The organism is Serratia sp. Z4 (assembly GCF_009900725.1).
Lineage (GTDB): Bacteria > Pseudomonadota > Gammaproteobacteria > Enterobacterales > Enterobacteriaceae > Serratia > Serratia nematodiphila.
In genome coordinates, this window is record NZ_JAAABD010000004.1 from 343763 (window position 1) to 369243 (window position 25481).

General features: G+C 61.4%; 16 protein-coding genes and 1 riboswitch. Of the genes, 9 read left to right on the forward strand and 7 right to left on the reverse strand.

Annotated elements, in window-relative coordinates; genetic code table 11:
* Nucleotides 1-8 precede the first annotated feature (8 nt).
* Complete coding sequence (malK, locus tag GT753_RS17540) at nucleotides 9-1118, reverse strand: maltose/maltodextrin ABC transporter ATP-binding protein MalK (protein ID WP_004936708.1); 1110 nt, start codon at nucleotides 1116-1118, stop codon at nucleotides 9-11.
* Entirely contained in the window at nucleotides 1111-2082 is a 972-nt protein-coding gene (locus GT753_RS25970; protein WP_015379234.1) for an alpha-amylase family glycosyl hydrolase, read from the reverse strand. Before GT753_RS25970 ends, malK begins: the two co-directional genes overlap by 8 nt.
* A 358-nt stretch (nucleotides 2083-2440) precedes the next feature.
* On the opposite strand from GT753_RS25970, the gene malE reads away from it, so the two are divergent.
* Genes malE through malG form a run of 3 tightly spaced genes read left to right on the forward strand, consistent with a single transcriptional unit; the run spans nucleotide 2441 to nucleotide 6171 of the window.
* The gene (malE, locus tag GT753_RS17550) at nucleotides 2441-3634 is read left to right on the forward strand and encodes a maltose/maltodextrin ABC transporter substrate-binding protein MalE (protein ID WP_118891641.1); all 1194 of its coding nucleotides are present in this window, start codon (nucleotides 2441-2443) and stop codon (nucleotides 3632-3634) included.
* Between the two features lie 57 nt (nucleotides 3635-3691).
* Nucleotides 3692-5269 carry a maltose ABC transporter permease MalF gene (gene malF / locus GT753_RS17555; RefSeq protein WP_044030322.1) on the forward strand — a complete coding sequence of 526 codons (1578 nt, stop codon included), beginning with the start codon at nucleotides 3692-3694 and terminating at the stop codon, nucleotides 5267-5269.
* A gap of 11 nt (nucleotides 5270-5280) precedes the next feature.
* Nucleotides 5281-6171: a maltose ABC transporter permease MalG gene (gene malG / locus GT753_RS17560; protein ID WP_015379237.1), complete on the forward strand. Its 891-nt coding sequence runs from the start codon at nucleotides 5281-5283 to the stop codon at nucleotides 6169-6171.
* Between the two features lie 88 nt (nucleotides 6172-6259).
* Here the strand turns inward: malG and psiE are convergent, their stop codons facing one another.
* On the reverse strand, nucleotides 6260-6667 hold the full coding sequence (psiE, locus tag GT753_RS17565; protein WP_015379238.1) for a phosphate-starvation-inducible protein PsiE: 408 nt from the start codon (nucleotides 6665-6667) through the stop codon (nucleotides 6260-6262).
* Between the two features lie 224 nt (nucleotides 6668-6891).
* Here psiE and GT753_RS17570 point away from each other — a divergent pair, with 224 nt between their 5' ends.
* Nucleotides 6892-8328, forward strand: a complete 1437-nt coding sequence (locus GT753_RS17570) for a capsule assembly Wzi family protein (RefSeq protein ID WP_160125799.1) — start codon at nucleotides 6892-6894, stop codon at nucleotides 8326-8328.
* 61 nt (nucleotides 8329-8389) lie between these two features.
* Here GT753_RS17570 and pgi read toward each other — a convergent pair whose 3' ends face one another.
* Nucleotides 8390-10036, reverse strand: a complete 1647-nt coding sequence (gene pgi / locus GT753_RS17575) for a glucose-6-phosphate isomerase (protein WP_015379240.1) — start codon at nucleotides 10034-10036, stop codon at nucleotides 8390-8392.
* A 229-nt stretch (nucleotides 10037-10265) separates the two neighbouring features.
* On the opposite strand from pgi, the gene GT753_RS17580 reads away from it, so the two are divergent.
* The 5 genes from GT753_RS17580 to GT753_RS17600 all read left to right on the forward strand — a co-directional run bounded on the left by GT753_RS17580 (nucleotide 10266) and on the right by GT753_RS17600 (nucleotide 21792).
* Nucleotides 10266-12074 (forward strand): sodium:proton antiporter, encoded by a 1809-nt coding sequence (locus tag GT753_RS17580; RefSeq protein ID WP_015379241.1) that lies wholly within the window; start codon nucleotides 10266-10268, stop codon nucleotides 12072-12074.
* 52 nt (nucleotides 12075-12126) lie between these two features.
* A riboswitch (Lysine riboswitch) is annotated at nucleotides 12127-12321 on the forward strand.
* Between the two features lie 107 nt (nucleotides 12322-12428).
* Nucleotides 12429-13796 carry a lysine-sensitive aspartokinase 3 gene (gene lysC / locus GT753_RS17585; RefSeq protein ID WP_004936686.1) on the forward strand — a complete coding sequence of 456 codons (1368 nt, stop codon included), beginning with the start codon at nucleotides 12429-12431 and terminating at the stop codon, nucleotides 13794-13796.
* A 144-nt stretch (nucleotides 13797-13940) separates the two neighbouring features.
* The gene (gene panS, locus GT753_RS17590; RefSeq protein ID WP_160125800.1) at nucleotides 13941-14858 is read left to right on the forward strand and encodes a ketopantoate/pantoate/pantothenate transporter PanS; all 918 of its coding nucleotides are present in this window, start codon (nucleotides 13941-13943) and stop codon (nucleotides 14856-14858) included.
* A 385-nt stretch (nucleotides 14859-15243) separates the two neighbouring features.
* The gene (locus GT753_RS17595) at nucleotides 15244-16923 is read left to right on the forward strand and encodes a ShlB/FhaC/HecB family hemolysin secretion/activation protein (RefSeq protein ID WP_076741028.1); all 1680 of its coding nucleotides are present in this window, start codon (nucleotides 15244-15246) and stop codon (nucleotides 16921-16923) included.
* 45 nt (nucleotides 16924-16968) lie between these two features.
* On the forward strand, nucleotides 16969-21792 hold the full coding sequence (locus tag GT753_RS17600; protein ID WP_160125801.1) for a hemagglutinin repeat-containing protein: 4824 nt from the start codon (nucleotides 16969-16971) through the stop codon (nucleotides 21790-21792).
* Nucleotides 21793-21837: 45 nt separating this feature from the next.
* On the opposite strand, the gene GT753_RS17605 is transcribed toward GT753_RS17600, so the two are convergent.
* From GT753_RS17605 to GT753_RS17615, 3 genes are all read right to left on the reverse strand, one after another.
* Complete coding sequence (locus GT753_RS17605; RefSeq protein ID WP_004936675.1) at nucleotides 21838-23487, reverse strand: Na/Pi cotransporter family protein; 1650 nt, start codon at nucleotides 23485-23487, stop codon at nucleotides 21838-21840.
* Nucleotides 23488-23694: 207 nt separating this feature from the next.
* Entirely contained in the window at nucleotides 23695-24687 is a 993-nt protein-coding gene (locus tag GT753_RS17610; RefSeq protein ID WP_033631956.1) for an ABC transporter ATP-binding protein, read from the reverse strand.
* Between the two features lie 4 nt (nucleotides 24688-24691).
* Nucleotides 24692-25477: an ABC transporter permease gene (locus GT753_RS17615; protein ID WP_015379246.1), complete on the reverse strand. Its 786-nt coding sequence runs from the start codon at nucleotides 25475-25477 to the stop codon at nucleotides 24692-24694.
* Nucleotides 25478-25481: the final 4 nt, after the last annotated feature.

Here is a 25481-nt window from a genome sequence, read left to right on the forward strand (position 1 = left end):
TTGATGCTTTAAACGCCCGGCTCCTGGTGCAGCCGTTTACATGCCGTACCGTCTTCACGGAACAGGTGGCAACGATGAGGCGGCAGGCCGATGGCGAATGTGGCACCTTCTTCTACCAGCACCACGTCGTTCTGGCGGTACACCAGGTTTTGACGGATGGCCGGGATTTGGATGTGGATTTGCGTCTCGTTGCCGAGCTGCTCCACCACCTGTACGTCGCCGGTAAGCCGCACTTCAGAGGCTTCGCCGGGCAGCAAATGTTCGGGGCGAATGCCCAGTGACAGATTGGCGCCGGGCTGAACGCCCGCGCCTTCCACCGGCAGCCAGACCAGTTGACGGTTGGGCAGTTCGACCTGCACCTGTTGCGGCTGCGCAGCGGTCACCTTGACCGGCAGGAAGTTCATCTTCGGCGAGCCGATAAACCCGGCGACGAAGCGGTTGGCCGGGTAGTGGTACAGTTCCAGCGGCTTGCCGACCTGCGCCACGCGACCGGCGTCGAGCACCACGATCTTGTCGGCCAGCGTCATCGCTTCGACCTGATCGTGAGTGACGTAAATCATGGTGCGCTGCAGGCGCTTGTGCAGACGGGAGATCTCGATGCGCATCTGCACCCGCAGCGCGGCATCGAGGTTGGACAGCGGTTCGTCGAGCAGAAACACGTCCGGCTCGGCCACCAGCGTGCGGCCGATCGCCACGCGCTGACGCTGACCGCCGGACAGCGCCTTCGGCCGCCGATCGAGCAGGTGCGCCAGCTGCAGCACCTCGGAGACCTGGTTCACCCGTTGATTGATTTCCGCTTTCCTGGCGCCGGCCAGCTTCAGGCCGAACGACATGTTGTCCGCCACCGACAGGTGCGGATACAGCGCGTAGGACTGGAACACCATGCCGATGCCGCGCTCGGAAGGCGGCACCTCATTCATCCGTTTCTCGCCGATCAGCAGGTCACCGGAGGTGATGTCCTCCAGCCCGGCGATCATGCGCAGCAGCGTCGATTTGCCGCAGCCCGACGGCCCGACGAACACCACAAACTCGCCGTCTTCGATGGTCAGATTGACGTCTTTGGAAATCACGGCCTCACCGAAGGCCTTATAAACGCTGCGCAGTGTCACGCTAGCCATGCGTTACTCCCCTGCTTTCGCAGTTAACATGTCGTGTGAAAATGGCGGAGGCAAAGCCCGCCAAAACCCATTGATGACCCTCTTGCTGCGCGCCGTGCTGCCATGCCAACGGCAAGGTCGCCTCAGACGGCGCGGCCGCCTGAGTATAAGGCTGCAGGTTTATCAGCGCTTCAAGGCATTGATCCTGATGGGTAATAAGTAAGCGCACCACGCCGTCCCGCTGGCTGACCGCGTTCAGCTCGCCGCGCTGGATGAGCGGCGAACGGCGCAGGGCCAACAGCGCCTGGCAGTAACGTAAGGTGGAGTGGCTGTCGTGCTGTTGGCGGCTGATGGCCAATGCGCGGTGTTCGATCGCCACCTGCTGATACCAGCTGATCTCCCCGGCGGTGACCTGTTCGGGGGCTTCATGCCACGGCATCGGCGTTTGCGCGCCGCGCGGATCCTGCAGGCCGGCGGCATGCGGCAGCCCCAGCTCTTCGCCCTGATACAGGCAGATCGGCGCCGGCAACATCGCCAACAGCGTCAAAAAGGCGGCGGCGGAACGCAAATCGCCTTGCCCCCAGCGGCTGACCACTCTTGGCTGCTCGGCGTCCCCGGTGCTCCACAGGCTGTCCGCTAACGTGGCGCGGCGGGCGTGCAGCACCGCCGCCAGCTTCTCCGCGCTGAACGGCATCACGTCCAGCGCCAGCGCGCCGTGGGCGAACCGCTGCGGCGCGACGGCATTGCGAACGCGGTTGGCTTCATCGCCGTACCACAGCGTCAGCCCTTCGCCCGTCACCGTCGCCTCGGCCTCCGGCGCCAGCGTCTGCGGCAGCAGCAGGCCGTCGATCGACAGCGCTTTCAGGTACGGCAGCGCCGCAAGCATGCCGTGCGCGTCGCCCACGCCGTCCCCGTTTCCGTCACGGAAACTGGCCGGATGGATCCGGTACAGGGTGGGCTGAGTGGCGATAGGCATTGACGACATAAATCCGGTATCCCTGCTGCGCGTGGCGTTAAAAATCGATGTGCCGATAGTGCGGGAGTCACCGGAAAGGGTAATCATCCGTAACAGGATTTTTCATGGGGGAGGAGGCGGGAGGATGAGAGAACGACCGCGGCGATGAGAAGTTCCGCGCTTAAGGCAAATCTGTGATCCGGCTGGCAAAAATCGCCCCCCTATTTTGTGCCTGACGCCACAGAATAGAGCACAACGTTAACTGGATCACACTCCTCATCTTAGGGGCGTAGAGGGGGGGAGGATGAGAATATGTCGCGTTGTGACCCACTATTACCGCGAAACGTCTCTCCTTGATTTATGTGCCCACAAAAAGAAGGACTGGATTATGACTCGCAGCATTACCCTCGCCCGCACGCTGGCGCTCTCGGCACTGGCCACCCTGGTGCTCTCTTCTTCCGCCTTCGCCAAGATTGAGGAAGGCAAACTGGTTATCTGGATCAACGGCGACAAGGGCTATAACGGCCTGGCGGAAGTCGGCAAGAAATTCGAAAAAGACACCGGCATCAAGGTCACCGTCGAGCACCCGGACAAACTGGAAGAAAAATACCCGCAGGTGGCCGCCACCGGCGACGGTCCTGACATCATTTTCTGGGCCCACGACCGCTTCGGCGGCTATGCGCAGTCCGGCCTGTTGGCCGAAATCCACCCGTCCAAAGCCTTCCAGGACAAGCTGTTCCCGTTCACCTGGGACGCCGTGCGCTATGACGGCAAGCTGATCGGCTATCCGATCGCCGTCGAAGCGCTGTCGCTGATTTACAACAAGGACTTGGTCAAACAGCCGCCGAAGACCTGGGAAGAGATCCCGGCGCTGGACAAACAGCTGCGCGCCAGCGGCAAAAGCGCCATCATGTGGAACCTGCAGGAACCCTACTTCACCTGGCCTATCATCGCCGCCGACGGCGGTTATGCCTTCAAGTATGAGAACGGCAAATACAACATCAAGGATGTCGGCGTCGCCAACGCCGGTTCGCAGGCCGGCCTGCAGTTCATCGTCGATCTGGTGAAAAACAAACACATCAACGCCGATACCGATTACTCGATCGCCGAGGCCGCGTTCAACAAAGGCCAGGCCGCGATGACCATCAACGGCCCGTGGGCCTGGAACAACATCGAGCAGAGCAAAATCAACTACGGCGTGACGCTGCTGCCGACCTTCAAAGGCAAACCGTCCAAACCGTTCGTCGGCGTGCTGACCGCCGGTATCAACGCCGCCAGCCCGAATAAAGAACTGGCGACCGAGTTCCTCGAGAACTATCTGCTGACCAACGAAGGGCTGGCGGACGTCAACAAAGATAAACCGCTGGGCGCGGTGGCGCTGAAGTCCTACCAGGAAACGCTGGCCAAAGATCCGAAGATCGCCGCCACCATGCAGAACTCGCAAAACGGGGAGATTATGCCGAACATCCCGCAGATGAGCGCCTTCTGGTACGCCGAACGCAGTGCAGTGATCAACGCCGTCAGCGGCCGTCAGACGGTGAAAGCCGCGCTGGACGACGTGCAGACCCGCATCACCAAGTAACGACGTCGTGCGGGGTGCCGTGGCGCCCCGCCATTGCTTCACAGAAAGGAACGCCCTATGCAATTCGCTCACGCCGGGACGCCTGCGCGTAAAAAATCGAAGTGGTGGCAAAGCGACGCGCTGAAATGGCTGTTGGTCGGCCTGTTCAGCCTGGTGACCTGCTACCTGATTGTGTTGATGTATGCACAGGGTGAATACCTGTTCGCCATCCTGACGCTGATCCTGGTCAGCGCCGGACTTTACGTCTTCGCCAACCGCCGCGCCTACGCTTGGCGCTATGTGTATCCCGGCGTCGCCGGCATGGGACTGTTCGTCCTGTTCCCGCTGATCTGCACCATCGCCATCGCCTTTACCAACTACAGCAGCACCAACCAGCTGACCTTTGAGCGCGCGCAATCGGTGCTGATGCAACGCCAGTTCCAGAGCGGCAAAACCTTCACCTTCGGCCTCTACCCGGCGGAAAATCAGCAATGGCGCCTGCAATTAACCTCGCCGGACAGTGAACAGCCGTTGATTTCCGAGCCTTTCCACCTCGACGCCGCTGCGCCGCAAACCCTGACATTGACCACGCAGAGCGCCGCGCCGCAGGGCGAACGCGCCACGCTGCGGGTGATCACCCAGAACCGGCAAGCGCTGAGCCAGCTGGTGGCGCAACTGCCCGACGGCGGTGAATTGCGCATGAGCTCTCTTCGCCAATTCTCCGGCACCCGCCCGCTGTATGCGCTGGACAAAGACGGCAGCACGCTGACCAATAACCAGACCCAGGTGCGCTATCGGCCGAACGGCGACATAGGCTTCTATCAGGCGATCAACGCCGACGGCGGCTGGGCGCAGGAAACCCTGAGCCCCGGCTATACCGTCACCACCGGCTGGAAAAACTTCCTGCGGGTGCTGCAGGACGAGGGCATCAAGAAACCGTTCGTGTCGATCTTCATCTGGACCATCGTGTTCTCGGTAATGACGGTGATCCTCACCGTGGCGGTCGGCATGGTGTTGGCCTGCGTGGTGCAGTGGGAGGCGCTGAAAGGCAAGGCGATCTACCGCGTGCTGCTGATCCTGCCCTATGCGGTGCCGTCGTTCATCTCGATCCTGATCTTCAAAGGGTTGTTCAACCAGAGCTTCGGCGAAATCAACATGATGCTCAGCCATCTGTTCGGCATCAAACCCGCCTGGTTCAGCGATCCGCTCACCGCCAAGAGCATGATCCTGATCGTCAATACCTGGCTCGGCTACCCGTACATGATGATCCTGTGCATGGGGCTGCTGAAAGCGATCCCGGACGATCTGTACGAGGCCTCGGCGATGGATGGCGCCAACCCGTGGCAAAACTTCTTCCGCATCACCTTGCCGCTGCTGATCAAGCCGCTGACGCCGCTGATGATCGCCAGCTTCGCCTTCAACTTTAACAACTTCGTGCTGATCCAGCTGCTGACCAACGGCGGCCCGGACATGATCGGCACCACCACGCCGGCCGGCTATACCGATCTGCTGGTCAGCTACACCTACCGCATCGCCTTCGAAGGCGGCGGCGGGCAAGACTTCGGCCTGGCGGCCGCCATCGCCACGCTGATCTTCCTGCTGGTGGGCGCGCTGGCGATCCTGAATTTGAAAGCCAGCAAGATGAACTTCGATTAGGGAGAATAACGATGGCCATGGTTCAACCCAAATCCCAGCGCTTGCGCCTGTGGATCACCCATATCTTGATGCTGTGCTTTATCGCCCTGATCATGTTTCCGCTGCTGATGGTGGTGGCCATCTCGCTGCGCGCCGGCAACTTCGCCACCGGCAGCTTGATACCGGAAACCCTCTCTTGGGATCACTGGCGGCTGGCGCTCGGCTTCAGCGTCACCCACGCCGACGGCAGCGTGACGCCGCCGCCGTTCCCGGTGCTGCTGTGGCTGTGGAACTCAGTCAAGATCGCGGCGATCACCGCCATCGGCATCGTGACGCTGTCCACCACCTGCGCCTACGCCTTCGCCCGCATGCGTTTTCGCGGCAAGAGCACGCTGTTGAAGAGCATGCTGATCTTCCAGATGTTCCCGGCGGTGCTGTCGCTGGTGGCGCTGTACGCCCTGTTCGACCGCCTGGGCCAGTACATTCCGTTTATCGGCCTGAACACCCACGGCGGCGTGATTTTCGCCTACATGGGCGGCATTGCGCTGCACGTCTGGACTATCAAAGGTTATTTCGAAACCATCGACAATTCGCTGGAAGAAGCGGCGGCGCTGGATGGCGCCACGCCGTGGCAGGCGTTCCGTCTGGTGCTGTTGCCGCTGTCGGTGCCAATTCTGGCGGTGGTGTTCATTCTGTCGTTTATTGCCGCCATCACCGAGGTGCCGGTGGCGTCGCTGCTGCTGCGCGATGTGAACAGCTACACGCTGGCGGTGGGGATGCAGCAATATCTCAACCCGCAGAACTACCTGTGGGGCGACTTCGCCGCTGCTGCGGTGCTGTCGGCGATACCGATTACCGCCGTGTTCCTGCTGGCGCAGCGCTGGCTGGTGGGCGGCCTGACGGCCGGCGGCGTGAAGGGGTAATTTGTGCCACTGCAGTGCGTTTGATGTTTTTCCGCGATAGCGGTAATCCTGTGTCTTTGGCGGCCTTTGGCCGCCATTTTTATCTCCGCTATTCCCGTTTCAGCCGGTCGGTGTTGGCCAGATAGAGCGTCACCACCAGCACCAATATCGCCGCCGCGTAGATCAGGGTGTCGATGGGATTTTTGTGATCCACGATAATCAAACGAATAATCGCGGTAATGCCGATATAAATAAAATAACGCAGCGGGAAATGATAACCCGACTCAAAATACTTGACGATCAAGGCGATAAATTCAAAGTACAGAAAATAAATCACGATGCCTTCAATCAACAGGTAAGAGGACGACTCTTCGCTATTAATAAATAACACCTTCGCCAGATGGATGGTCTCCTTGACCAGAAACACCACCAGAATTGCCGCCAGCAGCAACAAGCCCACGTTCAGCACCCGCTGCAGCCCCTTCGCTATCATGATCGAACGCGACGTTTTTGCCATAAAACCTCTCCTGAATACCGCTTATATGATTCAACCGTGCCAATATAGGCATTGTCCTAAAAATTCCGCCCTTCGCGAAAGCACTTTAAACCCCATTTAATTCATCACGTTATAATAAGATGTTTCTGGCTTATAGATTTGTAGCAAATCGAAATGTCAACTATCATGGGTCACAGAGATCTTTACATAAAACCAATAACCTCGAATTAACAAGGGAATTCTTTATGCGCGCTAAACTTAACGGACTGGTCGCTGCAGGCCTGTTTACCTGTGCATTGTCCGGCCACGCCGCCGGCCTGGTAGCCCCTGACAACGATCTGCGTAACGATCTCGCCTGGTTGTCTGACCGCGGCGTCATCAACGTCAGCCTGTCCACTTGGCCGCTGAGTCAGGAAGAGATCAGTTCCGTTATCGCGCAGGCCAAGCCGGTGACCAACACCGAGAAAAACGTCATCGACCGCGTGCAACGCCGCGTCGATGCCCTGAAAGCCAACATCCGCGTCAGCGGTTACGCGTCGACCGATAAACCTGGCACCCCGCAAGGCTTCGGCCAAAACGAGTACGCCGACGATCGCCTGACCATCGGCGCCGGCGCCAACGGCGAGTTCTGGGACGTGCGTCTGCAGGGCTCGGTGGAAGGCGATCAGCGCGTCAGCGACGGTTCCAAATTCAACATGAACGGCTCCTACGGCGCGGTGAAGATCTGGAACCAGTGGCTCTCCTTCGGCGAGGTTTCCCAGTGGTGGGGCCCTGGCTACGACGGCAGCCTGATCCGCTCCGACGCCGCGCGCCCGGTCGCGGGCTTCATGCTGCAGCGCGCCGACCAATCGCCGTTTGAAACCCCGTGGCTGTCGTGGATCGGCCGCTGGCAATATCAATTGTCCGCCGGCCAGCTGTCGCAGTACAGTTCTGTACCACACACCAAACTGATCGGTGGCCGTTTCACCATGATGCCGACCGACTTCCTGGAACTGGGCGCTTCACGCATCATGATGTGGGGTGGCGAGGGCCGACCGCAGTCGTGGAGCTCGTTCTGGGACGGCTTCACCGGTAAAGATAACGATGATTCAGGTAAAGGCAACGATCCGGGCAACCAGCTCGCCGGTTTCGATTTCAAACTGAAAATGCAGCCGCTGATCGGCCTGCCGGTTAGCCTGTATGGTCAATTGGTGGGTGAAGATGAGGCAGGTTATCTGCCATCGCAAAACACCTATCTGCTCGGTTTGGAAGGCCACCCGGAATGGGGCCCGGCCACCATTAACTGGTATATCGAAGGGTCAGACACCCGTTCGGATATGAGCCGCAAAAACTATGTGTACACACACTATACCTACAAAGGCGGCTACTACCAGCAGGGTTACCCGCTGGGCCACGCCATGGGCGGCGACGGCCAGATGCTGTCCGGCCGCGTAGAGCTGGTGCTGGACGACAGCCAGCGCTGGAGCACCCGCGTGGTTTACGCCAAGGTGAACCCGCTGAGCCAAAGCATCAACCAGGCGTTCCCGAAATCCGATACGCTGAAGGGCGTCCAGGTCGGTTGGGGTTACACCTTCCCGTCTCAGGTTAAGTTCGATACCAGCCTGTGGTACACCGACAACGATCACAGCACCGCCGATGACGTGGGCGCGGGCGTCAGCTTCGAAGTGCCGATCAATCTGTAATTTGTTACAGACGTAAAAAAACCCGCCGCGGCGGGTTTTTTATTGGCTTCAGCTCAGGCGCTTAGCGCCATTCCTTGAAGCGGTTGATCAGCGCATTGGTCGAGCTGTCATGGCTGCTGATTTTCTCGCTGCCCGCCAGCTCCGGCAGGATGCGGTTAGCCAGCTGTTTGCCCAGCTCCACGCCCCACTGATCGAAGGTGAAGATGTTCAGGATCGCGCCCTGGGTGAAGATCTTGTGCTCGTACAGCGCGATCAGGCTACCCAGGCTGAACGGGGTGATTTCACGCAGCAGGATCGAGTTGGTCGGCCGGTTGCCTTCAAACACCTTGAACGGCGCCACGTGCTTGACCTGCTCAGGGGTTTTGCCCTGCTCCGCGAACTCGGCTTCCACCACTTCCAGCGACTTGCCAAACGCCAGCGCTTCGGTCTGAGCGAAGAAGTTGGACAGCAGTTTGGCGTGATGATCGCCCAGCGGGTTATGGCTGATGGCCGGCGCGATGAAATCGCACGGCACCAGCTTGGTGCCCTGGTGGATCAACTGATAGAAAGCATGCTGGCCGTTGGTGCCCGGCTCACCCCAAATGATGGGGCCAGTCTGGTAATCCACCGGGTTGCCGTTGCGATCGACGTACTTGCCGTTGGATTCCATGTTGCCCTGCTGGAAGTAAGCGGCAAAACGGTGCATGTACTGATCGTACGGCAGAATGGCTTCGGTTTCGGCGCCGAAGAAGTTGTTGTACCAAATACCGATCAGCGCCAGCAGCACCGGCAGGTTTTTCTCCGCCGGCGTCTCGGCGAAGTGCTTGTCCATAGCGTGCGCGCCGCTCAGCAGCTGCTCAAAGTTGTCATAACCGATGGACAGCGCGATCGACAGGCCGATCGCCGACCACAGGGAGTAACGGCCACCGACCCAGTCCCAGAATTCGAACATGTTGTCGGTATCGATGCCGAACTCGGCTACCGCTTTGCCGTTGGTGGACAGCGCGGCGAAGTGCTTGGCCACGTGCTGTTGATCGGCGGCGCTGCTCAGGAACCAGTCACGCGCGCTGTGGGCGTTGGTCATGGTTTCCTGAGTGGTGAAGGTTTTGGAGGCCACCAGGAACAGCGTGGTTTCCGGATTCAGCGGCTGCAGCGTTTCGGCGATGTGGGTGCCGTCGACGTTGGAGACGAAGTGCATGTTCAGGTGGTTTTTATAAGGGCGCAGCGCTTCGGTCACCATGTAAGGGCCGAGATCCGAACCGCCGATGCCGATGTTCACCACGTCGGTGATCGGCTTGCCGGTGTAGCCTTTCCACTCGCCGCCGATGACGCGCGCGCAGAACTGTTTGATCTTGGCCAGCACCGCGTTCACTTCCGGCATCACGTCTTTGCCGTCGACCAGGATCGGGCTGTTGCTGCGGTTGCGCAGGGCAATGTGCAGCACCGCGCGATCTTCGGTGCGGTTGATCTTCTCACCGGCGAACATCGATTTGATGGCGCCTTGCAGATCGGTTTCTTTCGCCAACGCCTGCAGCTTCTCCAGGGTTTCCTGCGTGATGCGGTTCTTGGAATAGTCCACCAACATTTGATCGTTGAAGGTCGCGGAGAACCTGGAGAAACGATCGCTGTCCTCGGCGAACAGGTCGGCGATCCGTACGTCTTTCATCTGTGCATAATGTTGCTGCAGGGCTTGCCAAGCAGCGGTTTGACTAGGATTGATATTTTTCATAGCAACACTCTTAGGCTTGAGAATAAAAATGACGCGTTTGTCCGATTGTAGCCTGTTCGACTGTGATTATGATCGCTTTTCTTGCGATAGGCGCTAACTGTCAACGCATTGCCGCCTCGTTTCAGCTTTCACTCTATACTTTTGGCTAACGGCCTGTTATCGGGGTTGCCGAATTGTCATCAGGCTGTGTCATCGTCGTTTATTTCGTCATTTGAAAGGGATCTCGCTTATGGAATTATCCGCCCCGCTCATGTTGGTGCTTATCGGCCTGGCGTCGCTGCTGGCGCAGTGGCTGGCCTGGTTGCTGCGCCTGCCGGCCATCTTGCCGCTGCTGCTGTTCGGCATCGTGCTCGGCCCGACGGTGCATCTGGTACAGCCGGATCTGCTGTTCGGCGATCTGCTGTTTCCGCTGGTGTCGCTGTCGGTAGCGATCATCCTGTTCGAGGGGGCGCTGACGCTGCGTTTCGAGGAGATACGCGGCCTCGGCGGCGTGGTGCGCAACCTGGTCACCGTCGGCATGCTGGTCACCTTTCTGGTCATCAGCCTCGCCAGTTGGTGGCTGCTGGATTTCCCGCCGGAGCTGGCGGCGTTGATCGGCGCGGTGACGGTGGTGACCGGGCCGACGGTAATCGCCCCGCTGATGCGCGTGGTGCGGCCGAACGCCAACATTAACCAGGTGCTGCGCTGGGAAGGGATCGTCATCGATCCGGTCGGCGCCATCTTCACCCTGCTGGTGTTCGAGTTCATCGTGCTGAAGCAGAATGCGGAATCCTATACCCACCTGTTTTGGACGCTGGGCGTGACCGCCGCCGTCGGCCTGATCGCCGGCGCGCTGTTCGGTTACCTGCTCGGCCTGGCGCTGCGCCGCGTCTGGCTGCCGCGCTACCTGCAGAACCTGGCGGTGCTGGCTATTATGCTGACCGCCTTCGGCGTTTCCAACGCCATCGCCGACGAATCCGGTTTGCTGACCGTCACGGTGATGGGCATCTGGCTGGCCAATATGCGCGACGTGGACACCAGCGATATTCTGGCGTTCAAAGAGGAGCTGTCGGCGATCCTGATCTCGGCGCTGTTCATCATTCTGGCGGCGCGGCTCGACATCCAGGCGCTGTGGAACATGGGCTGGCCGCTGCTGCTGCTGCTGCTGGCGGTGCAGTTCATCGCCCGGCCGCTGTGCATCGCGGTGTCGACCTGGCGCTCTTCCCTGCACTGGCGCGATCGGCTGCTGCTGTGCTGGATCGCCCCGCGCGGCATCGTGGCCGCGGCGGTCAGCTCGCTGTTCGCGCTGACGCTGCAGCGCAGCGGCTATCAGGGCGCCGACCGGCTGGTGACCGTGGTGTTCGCCATCATCATCGGCACCGTGGTGTTGCAAAGCCTGACCAGCGGCATAATGGCGCGCTGGCTGCGGGTGCAGCAGCAGAAACCGCGCGGCGTGCTGATCGTCGGCGCCAACAGCGTGGCGCGCATGCTGGCGCAGGCGCTGATCAAGCTGAACGTGCCGGTGATCGTCACCGACAGCAGCTGGGAATACTACCGTCAGGCGCGCATGGACGGCATTCCGGCCTACTATGGCCACGCCTACTCCGAACACGCCGAGAACTACCTCGATCTGAGCAATATCGCCCAGGTGCTGGCGCTGTCGCCCAATCGCCACCAGAACGCGCTGGCGGTCTACCACTTCGGCCATCTCTTCGGCGAAGATCACGTGTTCGCCATCCGTTCGGGGGCGCCGTTGAAAGGGCGCGGCGCCAGCGCGGAAAGTTCGCGTTTCCGCCGGCATGAAATTTTATTTAATCAGGAAGCCACCTACGGCCGCCTGAGCAGCCTGCTCGCCAGGGGGGCCACCATCAAAGCGACCAAATTGAACGAAAATTTCGGTTGGCTGGAGTATTTGGAGAAACATCAGGGCGTTATTCCGCTATTCAGCCAAAAGGAAGACGGTTCTCTGCAACCGATTGGCGCCGGTTCCACGCCCGCGATGCCCTGTACGCTTATCGCGCTGGTGCAAGATGAAAATCCCTCACCGTCTGTACGTTGACAGAATGGCGATAACCGGCTATTCCTAACAGCCTACTTGCGCACCCGGTGCGCAAGCCAGAAGAGGCGCGTCGCCCAGGTAGAGTGTCAGAGGAGCCGTTTCTCCGTTGACGGCACCCGAGGGGGAGCGACGCCGAGGTAGGGTAATGGCCGGCCATTATCGTATCGACTACAGGGGCTGAATCCCCTGGGTTGTCACCAGGGGATCGCCCGCAGGGCGATCGACAAGGTGGGGCGCTTCTGGGTGTATCGTAGCCTGACCTCTACGCCTGCCCCCTGTTTACCGCTCTCCCCTTGTGCCAAGGCTATGGAATTACAGTGCCCCAAACGGGCATCCCTGACACGAGGTTTCTAGATGAACCAAGCAGCACCCCAGAATTCCACCGTGGTAGCCAAGTTCGGCGGCACCAGCGTCGCCGACTTTGAAGCCATGAACCGCAGCGCCGACGTCGTGCTGGCCAACCCGCAGGTCCGCCTGGTGGTGTTGTCCGCTTCGGCGGGCGTCACCAACCTGTTGGTCGCCCTGGCCGAGGGTTGCGAGGCCGACAAACGCAATTACCAGCTTGATGAAATCCGACGCATCCAGTACGCCATCCTCGATCGCCTCGCGGCGCCGGCGGTGATCCGCGACGAAATAGACCGCCTGCTGGAAAACATCGCCATGCTGTCGGAAGCCGCGTCGCTGGCCACCTCGACGGCGTTGACCGACGAACTGGTCAGCCATGGGGAGCTGATGTCCACCCTGTTGTTCGTTGAAATCCTGCGCGCCCGCAACGTGCAGGCCGAATGGTTCGACGTGCGCAAAGTGATGCGCACCGACGATCACTTCGGCCGCGCCGTGCCGGACAGCGCCGCGCTCAGCGAACTGGCCCGGGCGCAGTTGCAGCCGCGCCTGCAGGAAGCGCTGGTGGTCACCCAGGGCTTTATCGGCAGCGAGCCGAAGGGCCGCACCACCACGCTCGGCCGCGGCGGCAGCGACTATACCGCCGCGCTGCTCGGCGAAGCGCTCGGCGTCGGCCGGGTGGATATCTGGACCGACGTGCCGGGCATCTACACCACCGATCCGCGCGTGGTGCCGGCGGCCAAGCGCATCGACAAAATCGGTTTCGAAGAGGCGGCGGAAATGGCCACCTTCGGCGCTAAAGTGCTGCATCCGGCCACCCTGTTGCCGGCGGTGCGCAGCGATATTCCGGTGTTCGTCGGCTCCAGCAAGGATCCGGCGGCCGGCGGCACGCTGGTGTGCAACACCACCGAGAACCCGCCGCTGTTCCGCGCGCTGGCGCTGCGCCGCAAGCAAACGCTGCTGACGCTGCACAGCCTGAACATGCTGCACGCGCGCGGTTTCCTGGCCGAGGTGTTCAACATCCTGGCGCGCCATAATGTCTCCGTCGATCTGATCACCACTTCGGAAGTCAGCATCGCGCTGACCATGGACACCACCGGCGCCACCTCCGTCGGCGGTAGCCTGCTGACCACCTCACTGCTGACCGAACTGTCGTCGCTGTGCCGGGTGGAAGTGGAAGAAAACCTGGCGCTGGTGGCGATCATCGGCAACCAGCTGTCGCGCGCCTGCGGCGTGGGCAAAGAGGTGTTCGGCGTGCTCGATCCGTTCAATATCCGCCTGATCTGCTACGGCGCCAGCAGCTATAACCTGTGCTTCCTGGTGCCGGGCGAAGAAGCCGAGCAGGTGGTGCGTACCCTGCATCACAACCTGTTCGAATAAGTCATTATCCCTGATTGCGGGCGCAGCATGCTGCGCCCCTGCGTCTAAAAAATCCGTTCAAAACCTGCAGGGGTTCAGCATGTTGAGCCCGCAATAAAAACACAACCACATCCACCGTTCTCAATCTGGCTAAGGAAAACCTGCATGCTGGCACTACTCACGCGCTTATTCCCCCTCTGGGCGATACTGCTGTCCGTCGCCGCTTATTACACGCCGACCACCTTTACCGGTATCGGCCCCTACGTCAGCCCGCTGCTGATGCTGATCATGTTCGCCATGGGCGTCACGCTGCGGCTCGACGACTTCAAACGCGTGCTGGCGCGCCCCGGCCCGGTGGCGGCAGGCATCTTCCTGCATTATCTGATCATGCCGCTGGCGGCCTGGATCCTGGCGATGCTGTTCCGCATGCCGCCGGATCTGTCCGCCGGCATGGTGCTGGTGGGCAGCGTGGCCAGCGGCACCGCCTCCAACGTGATGATCTATCTGGCCAAGGGTGACGTGGCGCTGTCGGTGACCATCTCGGCGGTCTCGACGCTGGTGGGGGTGTTCGCCACGCCGCTGCTGACCCGTCTGTACGTCGACGCCAAGATCAGCGTCGATATCATGGGCATGCTGTTGAGCATTCTGCAGATTGTGGTGATCCCGATCGGCCTGGGCCTGATCGTCCACCATACCCTGACCAAGGTGGTGAAACGCATCGAGCCACTGTTGCCGGCGTTGTCGATGGTGTGCATTCTGGCGATCATCAGCGCGGTGGTGGCGGGCAGCCAAAGCCATATCGCTTCGGTCGGCCTGGTCGTTATCATCGCGGTGATCCTGCACAACGGCATCGGTCTGCTGAGCGGCTACTGGGGCGGTAAACTGTTCGGTTTCGACGAGTCCACCTGCCGCACGCTGGCGATCGAAGTCGGTATGCAGAACTCCGGGTTGGCGGCCACGCTGGGCAAAATCTACTTCTCGCCGCTGGCCGCGCTGCCAGGCGCGCTGTTCTCGGTCTGGCACAACCTCTCCGGTTCGCTGCTGGCAGGTTATTGGTCCGGCCGCCCTATCAAGAAGAAATAAACCGCCTGTAGGGACGCAAACAATTGCGTCCCTTTTCTTTCCTGCGAAATTTCGTATTTCCCACTGGTCGGATTGTCATAATTCCCCTCATCCCCTATCATCCGTGAAAAATAAAAATTCAGATTCTTCCTATCAATGCCGATAATGTTGGCAAGAGGAAGAGACGCTCCACTTTTTTTAATTAATTAAGTCACCAGGGTTGCCCGCCATAAAAGAAGCAGCCTAATTATTATTTAGATATATACCCACCGTCTTATTTGCTGCGGCAAATCAAGATACCTCGCAATGTGCATGTCGCTCATTATTTCGGGCCGGCCGTCGGCCGCCCGTGGTTAACCTCATGGATTGGGCTGGCTGCCCCGGCGGCCTCTCAGAATGGATTACAATGATAAAAAAAATCACCGCCTTGACACTGCTGGTCAGCACGGCCCTTTCCGCCGAAACCCTGCCGGACTCCCACATGATGATGGACATGTCGATGGGGGAATCACGGCGCGCGTTGCAAGACAGCACGCGTGAAGTCAACCAGTTGATTGAGCAACGCCGCTACCAGCAGCTGAAGCAACAGCGCCTGCTGGCGGAACCGGAACCGGCCGCGCCCGCACTGCCGCAGTCCGCGCAGTGCCTGCCGATCGCCGGCGTTTATCTGCAAGGCATTACCCTGCTCTCACCGGGTGATTTATCTGCGCTGAGCGCGCTGCCGGAAAACTGCATCAGCAGCAACGATATCAATCGCTTGACCCGTGAATTAACGCGCCTTTATGTGCAAAAGGGCTATATCACCGCGCGCGTGCAAATTGTTCGCCCTAATTCACAAGGAGAATTGGGGTTAAGCGTGACGGAAGGATTTATCGAGAAAATAGAAGGCGGCGATCGCTGGGTCAACAGCCGTTTATTATTTCCGGGGCTGGAAGGCAAGCCGTTGAAATTAACCGAGCTCGATCAGGGATTGGATCAGGCCAATCGTTTGCAATCAAATACCACCAAGCTGGATATATTGCCCGGCCGCCAGGTTGGCGGTTCGGTTATTCGTTTGCGCAATCAGCATGCCAAGCCCTGGCTGATTACCGCCGGCACGGATAATTACGGCCAAAAAAGCACCGGCCGGTGGCTGGCGCGCGCCACTGCCACGTTGGACAGCCCGTTTGGCCTGTCGGACTTTGTCAGCCTGAACGCCAACAGCACGCTGGAAAACCCGGCTCACCGCTATAATCGCGCCTACACCCTGCTCTATTCGCTGCCGTACGGCGCGTTCACCTTCAGCGGGTTCGCCAGCTTCTCGTCCTATGAAAACCACCAGCAGCTGCCGCACAACGTGGTCAAACTGCACGGCCAGACCCAACAGTACGGGCTGCGCAGCGACTACGTGTTTTATCGCGATCACGATCAGATAGACAGCCTGAGCGGCCAGCTGACCTACAAGCGCATCGACAACTACTTCGAAAGCGTGCGCCTTGAGGTCAGCAGCCCAACGCTGACCCTGGCCGAACTGAGCGCCAGCCACCTGCAAATTCTGCCCCATGGCGTGTTCAGCGCCAACCTCAGCGTCGAGCAGGGCCTGCCCTGGCTGGGCGCCGATCGCCACCCGAGTTCGGTGCACCTCGACAGCCAGTTCACCAAGGGCAAGCTGTTCGCCAACCTGAGCCAGCGCCTCCAGCTGGGTGGCGCCACCTATCAGCTCAACAATCTGTTCTACGGCCAGTACAGTCGCGACCCGCTGCCCGGCGTGGAGTGGCTTAGCCTCACCGATCGCAGCGCCGTGCGCGGCTTTAGCCGCAGCACCCAGTCCGGCGACAACGGCTGGTATCTGCAAAATACGCTGTCCCGCAGTTTCAATCTGGGCGCCACCACGCTGACGCCGCGCCTTGGCGCCGACGTTGGCCGCATTCTGCCGCGTCAGGACAACTCGGGCTGGCGCAGCAGCGCCGGGGTGAGCAGCGGCGCCACGTTACGCTACCGGCAGGCGCTGGTCGATCTGGAGGTCAGCCGCGGCTGGATTTTGTCTAACCACGCCACGCCTGAAGATCCCGTTCAGGTGTTGGCCCGCTTTTCTTACACCTTTTAATCAACAGTTTTGCAGGACCCCACGGCAATATACGGAGATACATGGATGAAAAATAATAACTTCAGACTTTCGGCGGCAGGCAAACTGGCCGCCGCGCTGGCGATTATTCTCGCCGCTTCCGCCGGCGCCTACGCCGCAGAGATCGTCGCGGCCAACGGCGCCAACGGCCCCGGCGTCTCCACCGCCGCCACCGGCGCACAGGTGGTCGATATCGTCGCGCCGAACGGCAACGGGCTGTCGCACAACCAATATCAGGACTTCAACGTCAACCAGCCCGGCGCGGTGCTGAACAACTCCCGCGAGGCGGGGCTGTCGCAGCTGGCCGGCCAACTGGGCGCCAACCCCAATCTGGGCGGACGCGAAGCCAGCGTGATCCTCAACGAGGTGATCGGCCGTAACCCGTCGCTACTGCATGGCCAGCAAGAGATCTTCGGCATGGCGGCCGACTACGTGCTGGCCAACCCGAACGGCATCAGCTGTCAGGGCTGCGGATTCATCAATACCAGCCATTCCTCACTGGTGGTCGGCAACCCGCTGGTGGAAAACGGCGTGCTGCAGGGTTACAGCACCTTCGGCAACCGCAACACGCTGAGCCTCAATGGCACCCTGAACGCCGGCGGCGTACTGGATCTGATCGCGCCGAAGATCGACAGCCGCGGCGAAGTGATCGTGCAAGATTTCAAACATTCGAATGGTAAAGTGACCTCGGCGACGATCAACGCCATCAGCGGCCTTAACCGGGTAGCGCGCGACGGCACGGTGCAGGCCAGCCAACAGACGCCGACCGCGCTGGACAGCTACTACCTCGGCAGCATGCAGGCCGGGCGCATCAACATCATCAACACCGCGCAGGGCAGCGGCGTGAAACTGGCCGGCTCGTTGAACGCCGGCGATGAACTCAAGGTGAAAGCCTATGATATCCGCAGCGAAAGCCGCGTCGACGACGCCAGCAGCAACAAAAACGGCGGTGATAACTATCAAAATTACCGTGGCGGCATCTACGTCAACGATCGCAGCAGCAGCCAGAAGCTGACCCGCACCGAGCTGAAAGGCAAGAACATCAGCCTGGTGGCGGATAATCATGCGCACCTCACCGCCACCGATATCCGCGGCGAAGACATTACGCTGCAGGGCGGTAAGCTGACGCTCGACGGCCAGCAGCTGAAGCAGACGCAAGGCCATACCGACGATCGCTGGTTCTACTCCTGGCAATACGACGTCACCCGCGAACGCGAGCAGCTGCAGCAGGCGGGCAGCACCGTCGCCGCCAACGGCAGCGCCAAACTCATCAGCACCCAGGAAGACGTGAAGCTGCTGGGCGCCAATGTCAGCGCCGAGCGTGCGCTGAGCGTCAAAGCGGCGCGCGACGTACACCTTGCCGGGCTGGTGGAGAAGGATAAATCCAGCGAGCGCGGCTACCAGCGCAACCACACCTCCAGCCTGCGCACCGGCAGATGGAGCAGCAGCGACGAAAGCGAAAGCCTGAAGGCCAGCGAACTGCGCAGCCAGGGTGAACTGACGTTGAAAGCCGGTCGCAATGTATCGACTCAGGGCGCCAAGATCCATGCCCAGCGCGATCTGACGATCGATGCAGACAGCCAGATCCAGGTCGGGGTGCAGAAAACCGCCAACGCCAAAGCGGTACGCGATGACAAAACCTCCTGGGGCGGCATCGGCGGCGGCGACAACAAAAACAACAGCAATCGCCGCGAGATCAGCCACGCTTCCGAGCTGACCAGCGGCGGCACCCTGCGCCTGAACGGCCAGCAAGGCGTCACCATTACCGGCAGCAAGGCGCGCGGCCAGAAAGGCGGCGAAGTCACCGCCACCCACGGCGGCCTGCGCATCGACAACGCGCTGAGCACCACCGTGGACAAAATCGACGCGCGCACCGGCACCGCCTTCAACATCACCAGCAGTTCGCACAAGGCCGACAACAGCTACCAGAGCAGCACCGCCAGCGAGCTGAAGTCCGACACCAACCTGACGCTGGTCAGCCACAAGGATGCCGACGTGATCGGCAGCCAGGTCGCCAGCGGCGGTGAGCTGAGCGTCGAGTCGAAGACCGGCAACATCAACGTCAAGGCGGCCGAGCGGCAGCAGAACATCGACGAGCAAAAGACCGCGCTCACCGTTAACGGCTACGCCAAAGAAGCCGGTGACAAGCAGTACCGCGCCGGTTTGCGCATCGAGCACACCCGCGACAGCGAGAAAACCACCCGCACCGAGAATAGCGCCTCAAGCCTCAGCGGCGGCAGCGTGAAGCTCAAGGCGGAGAAGGACGTGACCTTCAGCGGTTCTCAATTGGTCGCCGACAAAGGCGACGCCAGCGTCAGCGGCAACAAGGTTTCGTTCCTGGCGGCCGACGACAAAACGGCCTCAAACACCGAGCAAACCAAGATCGGCGGCGGTTTCTATTACACCGGCGGCATCGACAAACTCGGCAGCGGCGTGGAAGCCGGCTACGAGAACAGCAAAACCCAGACGCAAAGCAGCAAGGCGATCACCTCCGGCAGCGACGTCAAAGGCAATCTGACGATCAACGCCCGCGACAAGCTGACCCAGCAAGGCGCGCAGCACAGCGTCGGCGGCGCCTATCAAGAAAACGCCGCCGGCGTCGATCACCTTGCCGCTGCCGACACCGCCAGCACCACCACCACCAAAACCGACGTCGGCGTGAACATCGGCGCCAACGTCGATTACAGCGCCGTGACCCGTCCGGTCGAGCGCGCGGTCGGCAAGGCAGCCAAGCTGGACGCTACCGGCGTTATCAACGACATCGGCGGCATCGGCGCGCCTAACGTCGGCCTGGATATCGGCGCACAGGGCGGCAGCAGCGAAAAACACAGCAGCAGCTCGCAGGCGGTGGTCAGCTCGGTGAAAGCCGGCAGCATCGACATCAATGCCAAAGGCGAAGTGCGCGATCAGGGCACGCAGTACCAGGCGAGCAAAGGCGCAGTCAACCTGACGGCGGACAGCCACCGCAGCGAAGCCGCGGCAAACCGTCAGGACGAGCAGAGCCGCGACACCCGCGGCAGCGCCGGCGTGCGCGTCTACACCACCACCGGCAGCGATCTGACCGTGGACGCCAAGGGCGAAGGCGGCACCCAGCGCAGCAACAGCAGCGCCAGCCAGGCGGTGGCCGGCTCGATCGACGCGGCCAACGGCATCAACGTCAACGTGAAAAAAGACGCGGTCTATCAGGGTACCGCGCTGAACGGCGGCAGCGGTAAAACCGCCGTCAACGCCGGCGGCGATATCCGCTTCGATCAGGCCAGCGACAAACAGAGCGAGAACCACAGCGGCTTTAACGTCAAAGCGTCCGCCAAAGGCGGCTTCACCGCCGACAGCAAAAACTTCGGCGCCGGTTTCGGCGGCGGCACCAACAACGGTGAAAGCAGCAGCAGCACCGCGCAGGTCGGCAACGTCAACGGCCAGGGTGTGGCGCTGAAGGCGGGCCGCGATCTGACGCTGCAGGGCACCAACGTCAAGAGCCAGGGCGACGTCAGCCTGAACGCGGGCAACAAGGTCGCGCTGCAGGCGGCGGAATCGACCCAAACGCGTAAGGAAAGCAAGCTGTCCGGCAATATCGATCTGGGCGCCGGCAGCAGCGACAGCAAGGAAAAAACCGGCGGCAGCCTCTCCGCCGGCGGCGCCTTCGACATCGCCAAGGTCAATGAGTCCACGACCGAGCGCCAGGGTGCCACTATCGCCTCAGACGGCAAGGTCACCCTGTCCGCCAACGGCAAAGGCGATGACGCGCTGCATCTGCAGGGGGCCAAAGTCAGCGGCGGCAGCGCCGCGCTCGAAGCGAAAAACGGCGGCATCCTGCTGGAATCCGCCAAGAACGAGCAGCATAAGGACAACTGGAATCTGGGCATCAAAGCCAACGCCAGAGGCGGTCAAACCTTCAACAAGGACGCAGGCGGCAAGGTCGATCCGAACACTGGCAAAGACACCCACACGCTGGGCGCAGGTCTGAAAGTCGGCGTGGAGCAGCAGGATAAAACCACCCACGCCAATACCGGCATCACCGCGGGCGACGTGGCGCTCAACAGCGGCAAAGACACCCGCCTTGCCGGCGCGCGCGTCGACGCCGACAGCGTACAGGGCAAGGTGGGCGGCGATCTGCGCGTTGAAAGCCGCAAAGACGTCGAGACAGGCGTGAAGGTGGATGTGGATGCCGGTCTGAGCCACAGCAACGATCCGGGCAGTAGCATCACCTCCAAGCTGTCGAAGGTCGGCACGCCGCGCTACGCCGGTAAAGTGAAAGAGAAACTGGAAGCCGGGGTGAACAAAGTGGCCGACGCCACCACCGACAAGTACAACAGCGTGGCGCGTCGCCTCGATCCGCAGCAGGATACCACCGGTGCAGTCAGCTTCAGCAAGGCTGACGGCAAAGTCACGCTGCCGGAAACGCCGGCCGGCGAAAAACCGCAGGGCCCACTGTGGGATCGCGGCGCACGCACCGTCGGCGGCGCGGTGAAAGACAGCATCACCGGGCCGGCGGGTCGCCAGGGGCAGCTCAAGGTCAATGCCGACGTGGTGAACAACAATGCGGTCGGCGAGCAATCAGCGATTGCCGGTAAGCACGGCGTGGCGCTGCAGGTCGGCGGCCAAACCCAGCTGACCGGCGGCGAAATCCGCAGCCAGCAGGGCAAGGTGGAACTGGGCGGTAGCCAGGTCAGCCAGCAGGACGTCAGCGGCCAGCGCTATCAGGGCGGCGGCCGCGTCGATGCGGCCGCCACGGTAGGTGGACTGTTAGGCGGCGCGGCGAAGCAAAGCGTCAACGGCAACGTGCCGTTCGCCAGCGGCCATGCCTCAACTCAGCAGGCGGACGCCAAAGCCGGCGTGTTCAGCGGCAAATAACGCGCCTCCCCTACGCAACGCCCCCGGTTTTCCGGGGGCGTTTTTTTACAGCGTGCTCGGGGTGTCTTCCCAGTCGCGATCGTCGTCTTTCGCATCCTGATCCAACACGTTGTAGGCCACGGCGCAAAACAGCGAGTTCAGGCGCTTCATGTCCCCCAACAATCCCAAATGCAGCGAACTGGTCTCGATGCTCTGCACGTTTTGCTGATGCAAACGATCGACGTGCGCATGCGCATAGCGGCGATCCAGAATGCGGAAGCGGTGCTTGGAACGGCGCAGGCGTTTGGCGCTGGTGACGTCGCCGGACAGGAACACCGACAACCCCAGACGCAGGTTGCCGATCAGCCGTTCGTGCAACCCGTCCAGTTCCGCCAATCCTTCCGCCGAGAAGGCGCGGCGCGCGGCGTGCGATTTGGCGCCCACGTCGCCGGCCATGCGCTCGATGATGTCGCCCGCCTGTTCCAGGTTGAGCGCCATTTCGATGATTTCCGCCCAGCGGCGCGAATCTTCCTCGCCCAGATCTTCCTTCTGGATCTGTGCCAGATACAGCTTGATGGCGGTGTACAGCACGTCGACGTCATCGTCGAGTCGCCGCACCTCTTTATCCACGCCTTGCTTACCGTGCAGCACTTCGCGCTGCAGGATCATCATGTGTTCCACCACGTCGCCCATGCGCAGCGTTTCGCGCGCCGCGTTGGCCAGCGCCAGCGTCGGCGTATCCAGCGCACTGGCGTCCAGATGACGCGGCCGCATGCGCGGGTCGTCGGCCGCCACGTCGACGATCAGCCGTTCGCACAGCGTCGCCATCGGCCCGGCCAGCGGGATCATCACCAGACAACGGATCAGGTTGTAGAACACGTGGAAATAGATCACCAGCTCTTCGCTGCCGCCCGGCAGTTGAGCCATCACATCCGCCAGATAGGAGACGAACGGCAACACCAGGATGCAGCCCACCAATTTGAACAGCAGGCTGCCGAGCGCCACGCGCCGCCCGGCGGCGTTCTGGCCGCTGGCGTTGATCATCGCCAGCAGGCCGCTGCCGAGGTTGGCGCCGATCACCAGACAGAGCGCCACCTTCAGCGAAATCACGCCGGTGGCGGTCAGGGTGGCGGTCAGCAGCACCGCGGCCAGGCTGGAATAGCTGACGATGGCGAACAGCGCGCCGGTCAGGGCGTCCAGCATCACATCGCCGGTCAGCGACGAGAACAGCACTTTCACCCCGGCCGCCTGGGTGATCGGCGTGGCGGCGGCCACGATCAGTTCCAGCGCCAGCACGATCAGCCCCAGACCGATCAGAACGCGCCCGATCTGGCCGATCCGCATCTGTTTGCGGCTGAGGAACAGGAAGACGCCGACCAGGATCAGCAGCGGCGACAGCCAGGAAAGATCGAAGGTCAGCACGCGCGCCATCAGCGCGGTGCCGACGTCGGCGCCCAGCATGATCACCAGCGCAGGCGCCAGCCCCACCAGCCCCTGCGCGACGAAAGAGGTCACCAGCAGCGCGGTGGCGTTGCTGCTTTGCACCAGCGCGGTCACGCCGATGCCGGAAACGAACGCCAGCGGTTTTTTCTCAACGCTGTCGCTTAACACGCGCCGCAGATTGGCGCCATAAACCCGCATAATCCCGGTGCGCACGATGTGGGTGCCCCACACCAACAGCGCCACGGACGAAAGCAGGTGAAGAAGGGTCAGCACGGAAGATACGCTCCATTAACGCCCGGCCAAAGGAGGCTGATACCCGATGCCTGTCACGCGAAGCACAGAGGCGAGCCAAAGGATGACGGGTACAGCGCGCGGTCCCGCCTGCCGGGCGTGGGTCTGGCAGGACAGCGGGCGGGCGGCAGACCGCAGAAGAGAAGGGTTAAGGCGGCGGTGGGAGAGCCCCGGCGCCGCGCTGCGAAGTCATGCAACTTCCCGCAATACAACAGGTTCCAAGTGTAGCCCAATTTCCGCGCCGTCGGGCCGCAGATCGGCCACCGAACGGTTGAGCACGTCAACCAGCAACTCTACCTCGCGAACCTGAATCCGATAGCGTACCACATTCCCGAGCAAACTGTGGCCAAGGATCACCCCGCCGATCCCCTGTCCGGCCGGCAACAGCCCGATAGACTCTGGGCGGATCGCCACCTTGCCGGCATAGCTGCGCCCGGTCAGCCGGCCGGCCTGTTCGGCGCTCAGCAGGTTATAGTTGCCGATAAAACCGGCGGCGAAGGCGTCCGCCGGCTGGGTATACAGGGTTTCCGCATCACCGCTCTGCACGATCTGCCCCTTGTTCATCAGTACGATGCGATCCGACAGGGTCAGCGCCTCTTCCTGATCGTGGGTGACGAAGATCGCCGTCAGGTTCAGCTCGCGTTGAATGCGCCGGATCTGCTCGCGCAGATGTTTGCGGATGCGCGCGTCCAGCGCCGACAGCGGTTCGTCGAGCAGCAGCAGACGCGGGCGCGTGACCAGCGATCGCGCCAGCGCCACGCGCTGACACTGGCCGCCCGACAGCTGATGCGGATAGCGCTTCGCCAGATCGCTCAGCTCCACCAGCGCCAGCACCTCCTGCACCCGCTGGCCGATCTGCCCGGCCGCCAGCTTCTGCATTTTCAGGCCGAAGGCCACGTTGCCTTCCACCGTCATATTGGGAAACAGCGCATAGCTTTGGAACACCATGCCGATGCCGCGCTTTTGCGGCGCCAGCGGCACCAGATCCTGGCCCTGCAGTAAAATTTGCCCGCTGTCGACCGGAGTCAGGCCGGCCAGACAGCGCAACAGCGTCGACTTGCCGCAGCCGCTTGGCCCGAGCAGGGTGACGAACTCCCCCTCTTCGGCGGTGAAATCGATATCCTGAAACACCTGGGTTTGGCCATAGTGTTTGTTCAGGCGGGTGACGTTGAGATAAGCCATCGGGTTAACCTTTGTTTTTATTCAGCAGGTTCGCCAGCCAGGTGACGAGCAGCACCACGGCGAAATAGGAGATGACCAGCGCGCTGGTGAAATGCCCGCTGCCGTTGCGCATGTTGAACAGGTAGACCTGCAGCGTTTCATACTGGCTGCCCACCAGCAGGTTGGCGAACACGAACTCGCCGATCAGGAACGAGAACGACAGCAACACGGCGATCGTTCCGCCCTTGCGCAAATTTGGCAGCACCACCCACAGCGCCGCCCGCCAGGTGCTGGCGCCGAGCAAGTGCGCGGCGTCCATCAGATCGCGCAGGTTGATCGCCTGCATGTTGTTGCTGATGGCGCGGTAGATAAACGGCAGCGCGATGGTGAAATAACAGCCCACCAAAATCCAGGGGGTGCCGAGCAGCGGCAGCGGATCGGCGGCGAACAGTTGCATCAGCCCCACCGCCGACACCACCGGCGGCACGGCGAACGGCAGCAGAATCAGCACGTTCATTACCGCGTCCAGCTTGGGGAAGTAGTAAGCGATCACAAACATCGCCGGCAGGATCACCACCACCGACAGCAGCAGCGTGCCGAAGCAGATCAGCAGCGAGTGCCACAGCGCCTGCAAAAAGCGCGGGTCGCTCCACAGCGCCGTCAGCCACTTCAGGGTAAAACCGTCCGGCAAAATGGTGGCGCCCCACTGGGTAGCCAGCGCGTAAATCAGCGTCGCCGCCAGCGGCAGCAGCAGGATCAACAGCAGCAGGCCGGTCACCGTGCGGTGGTACAAGCGTTCAACACGCGACATGAGC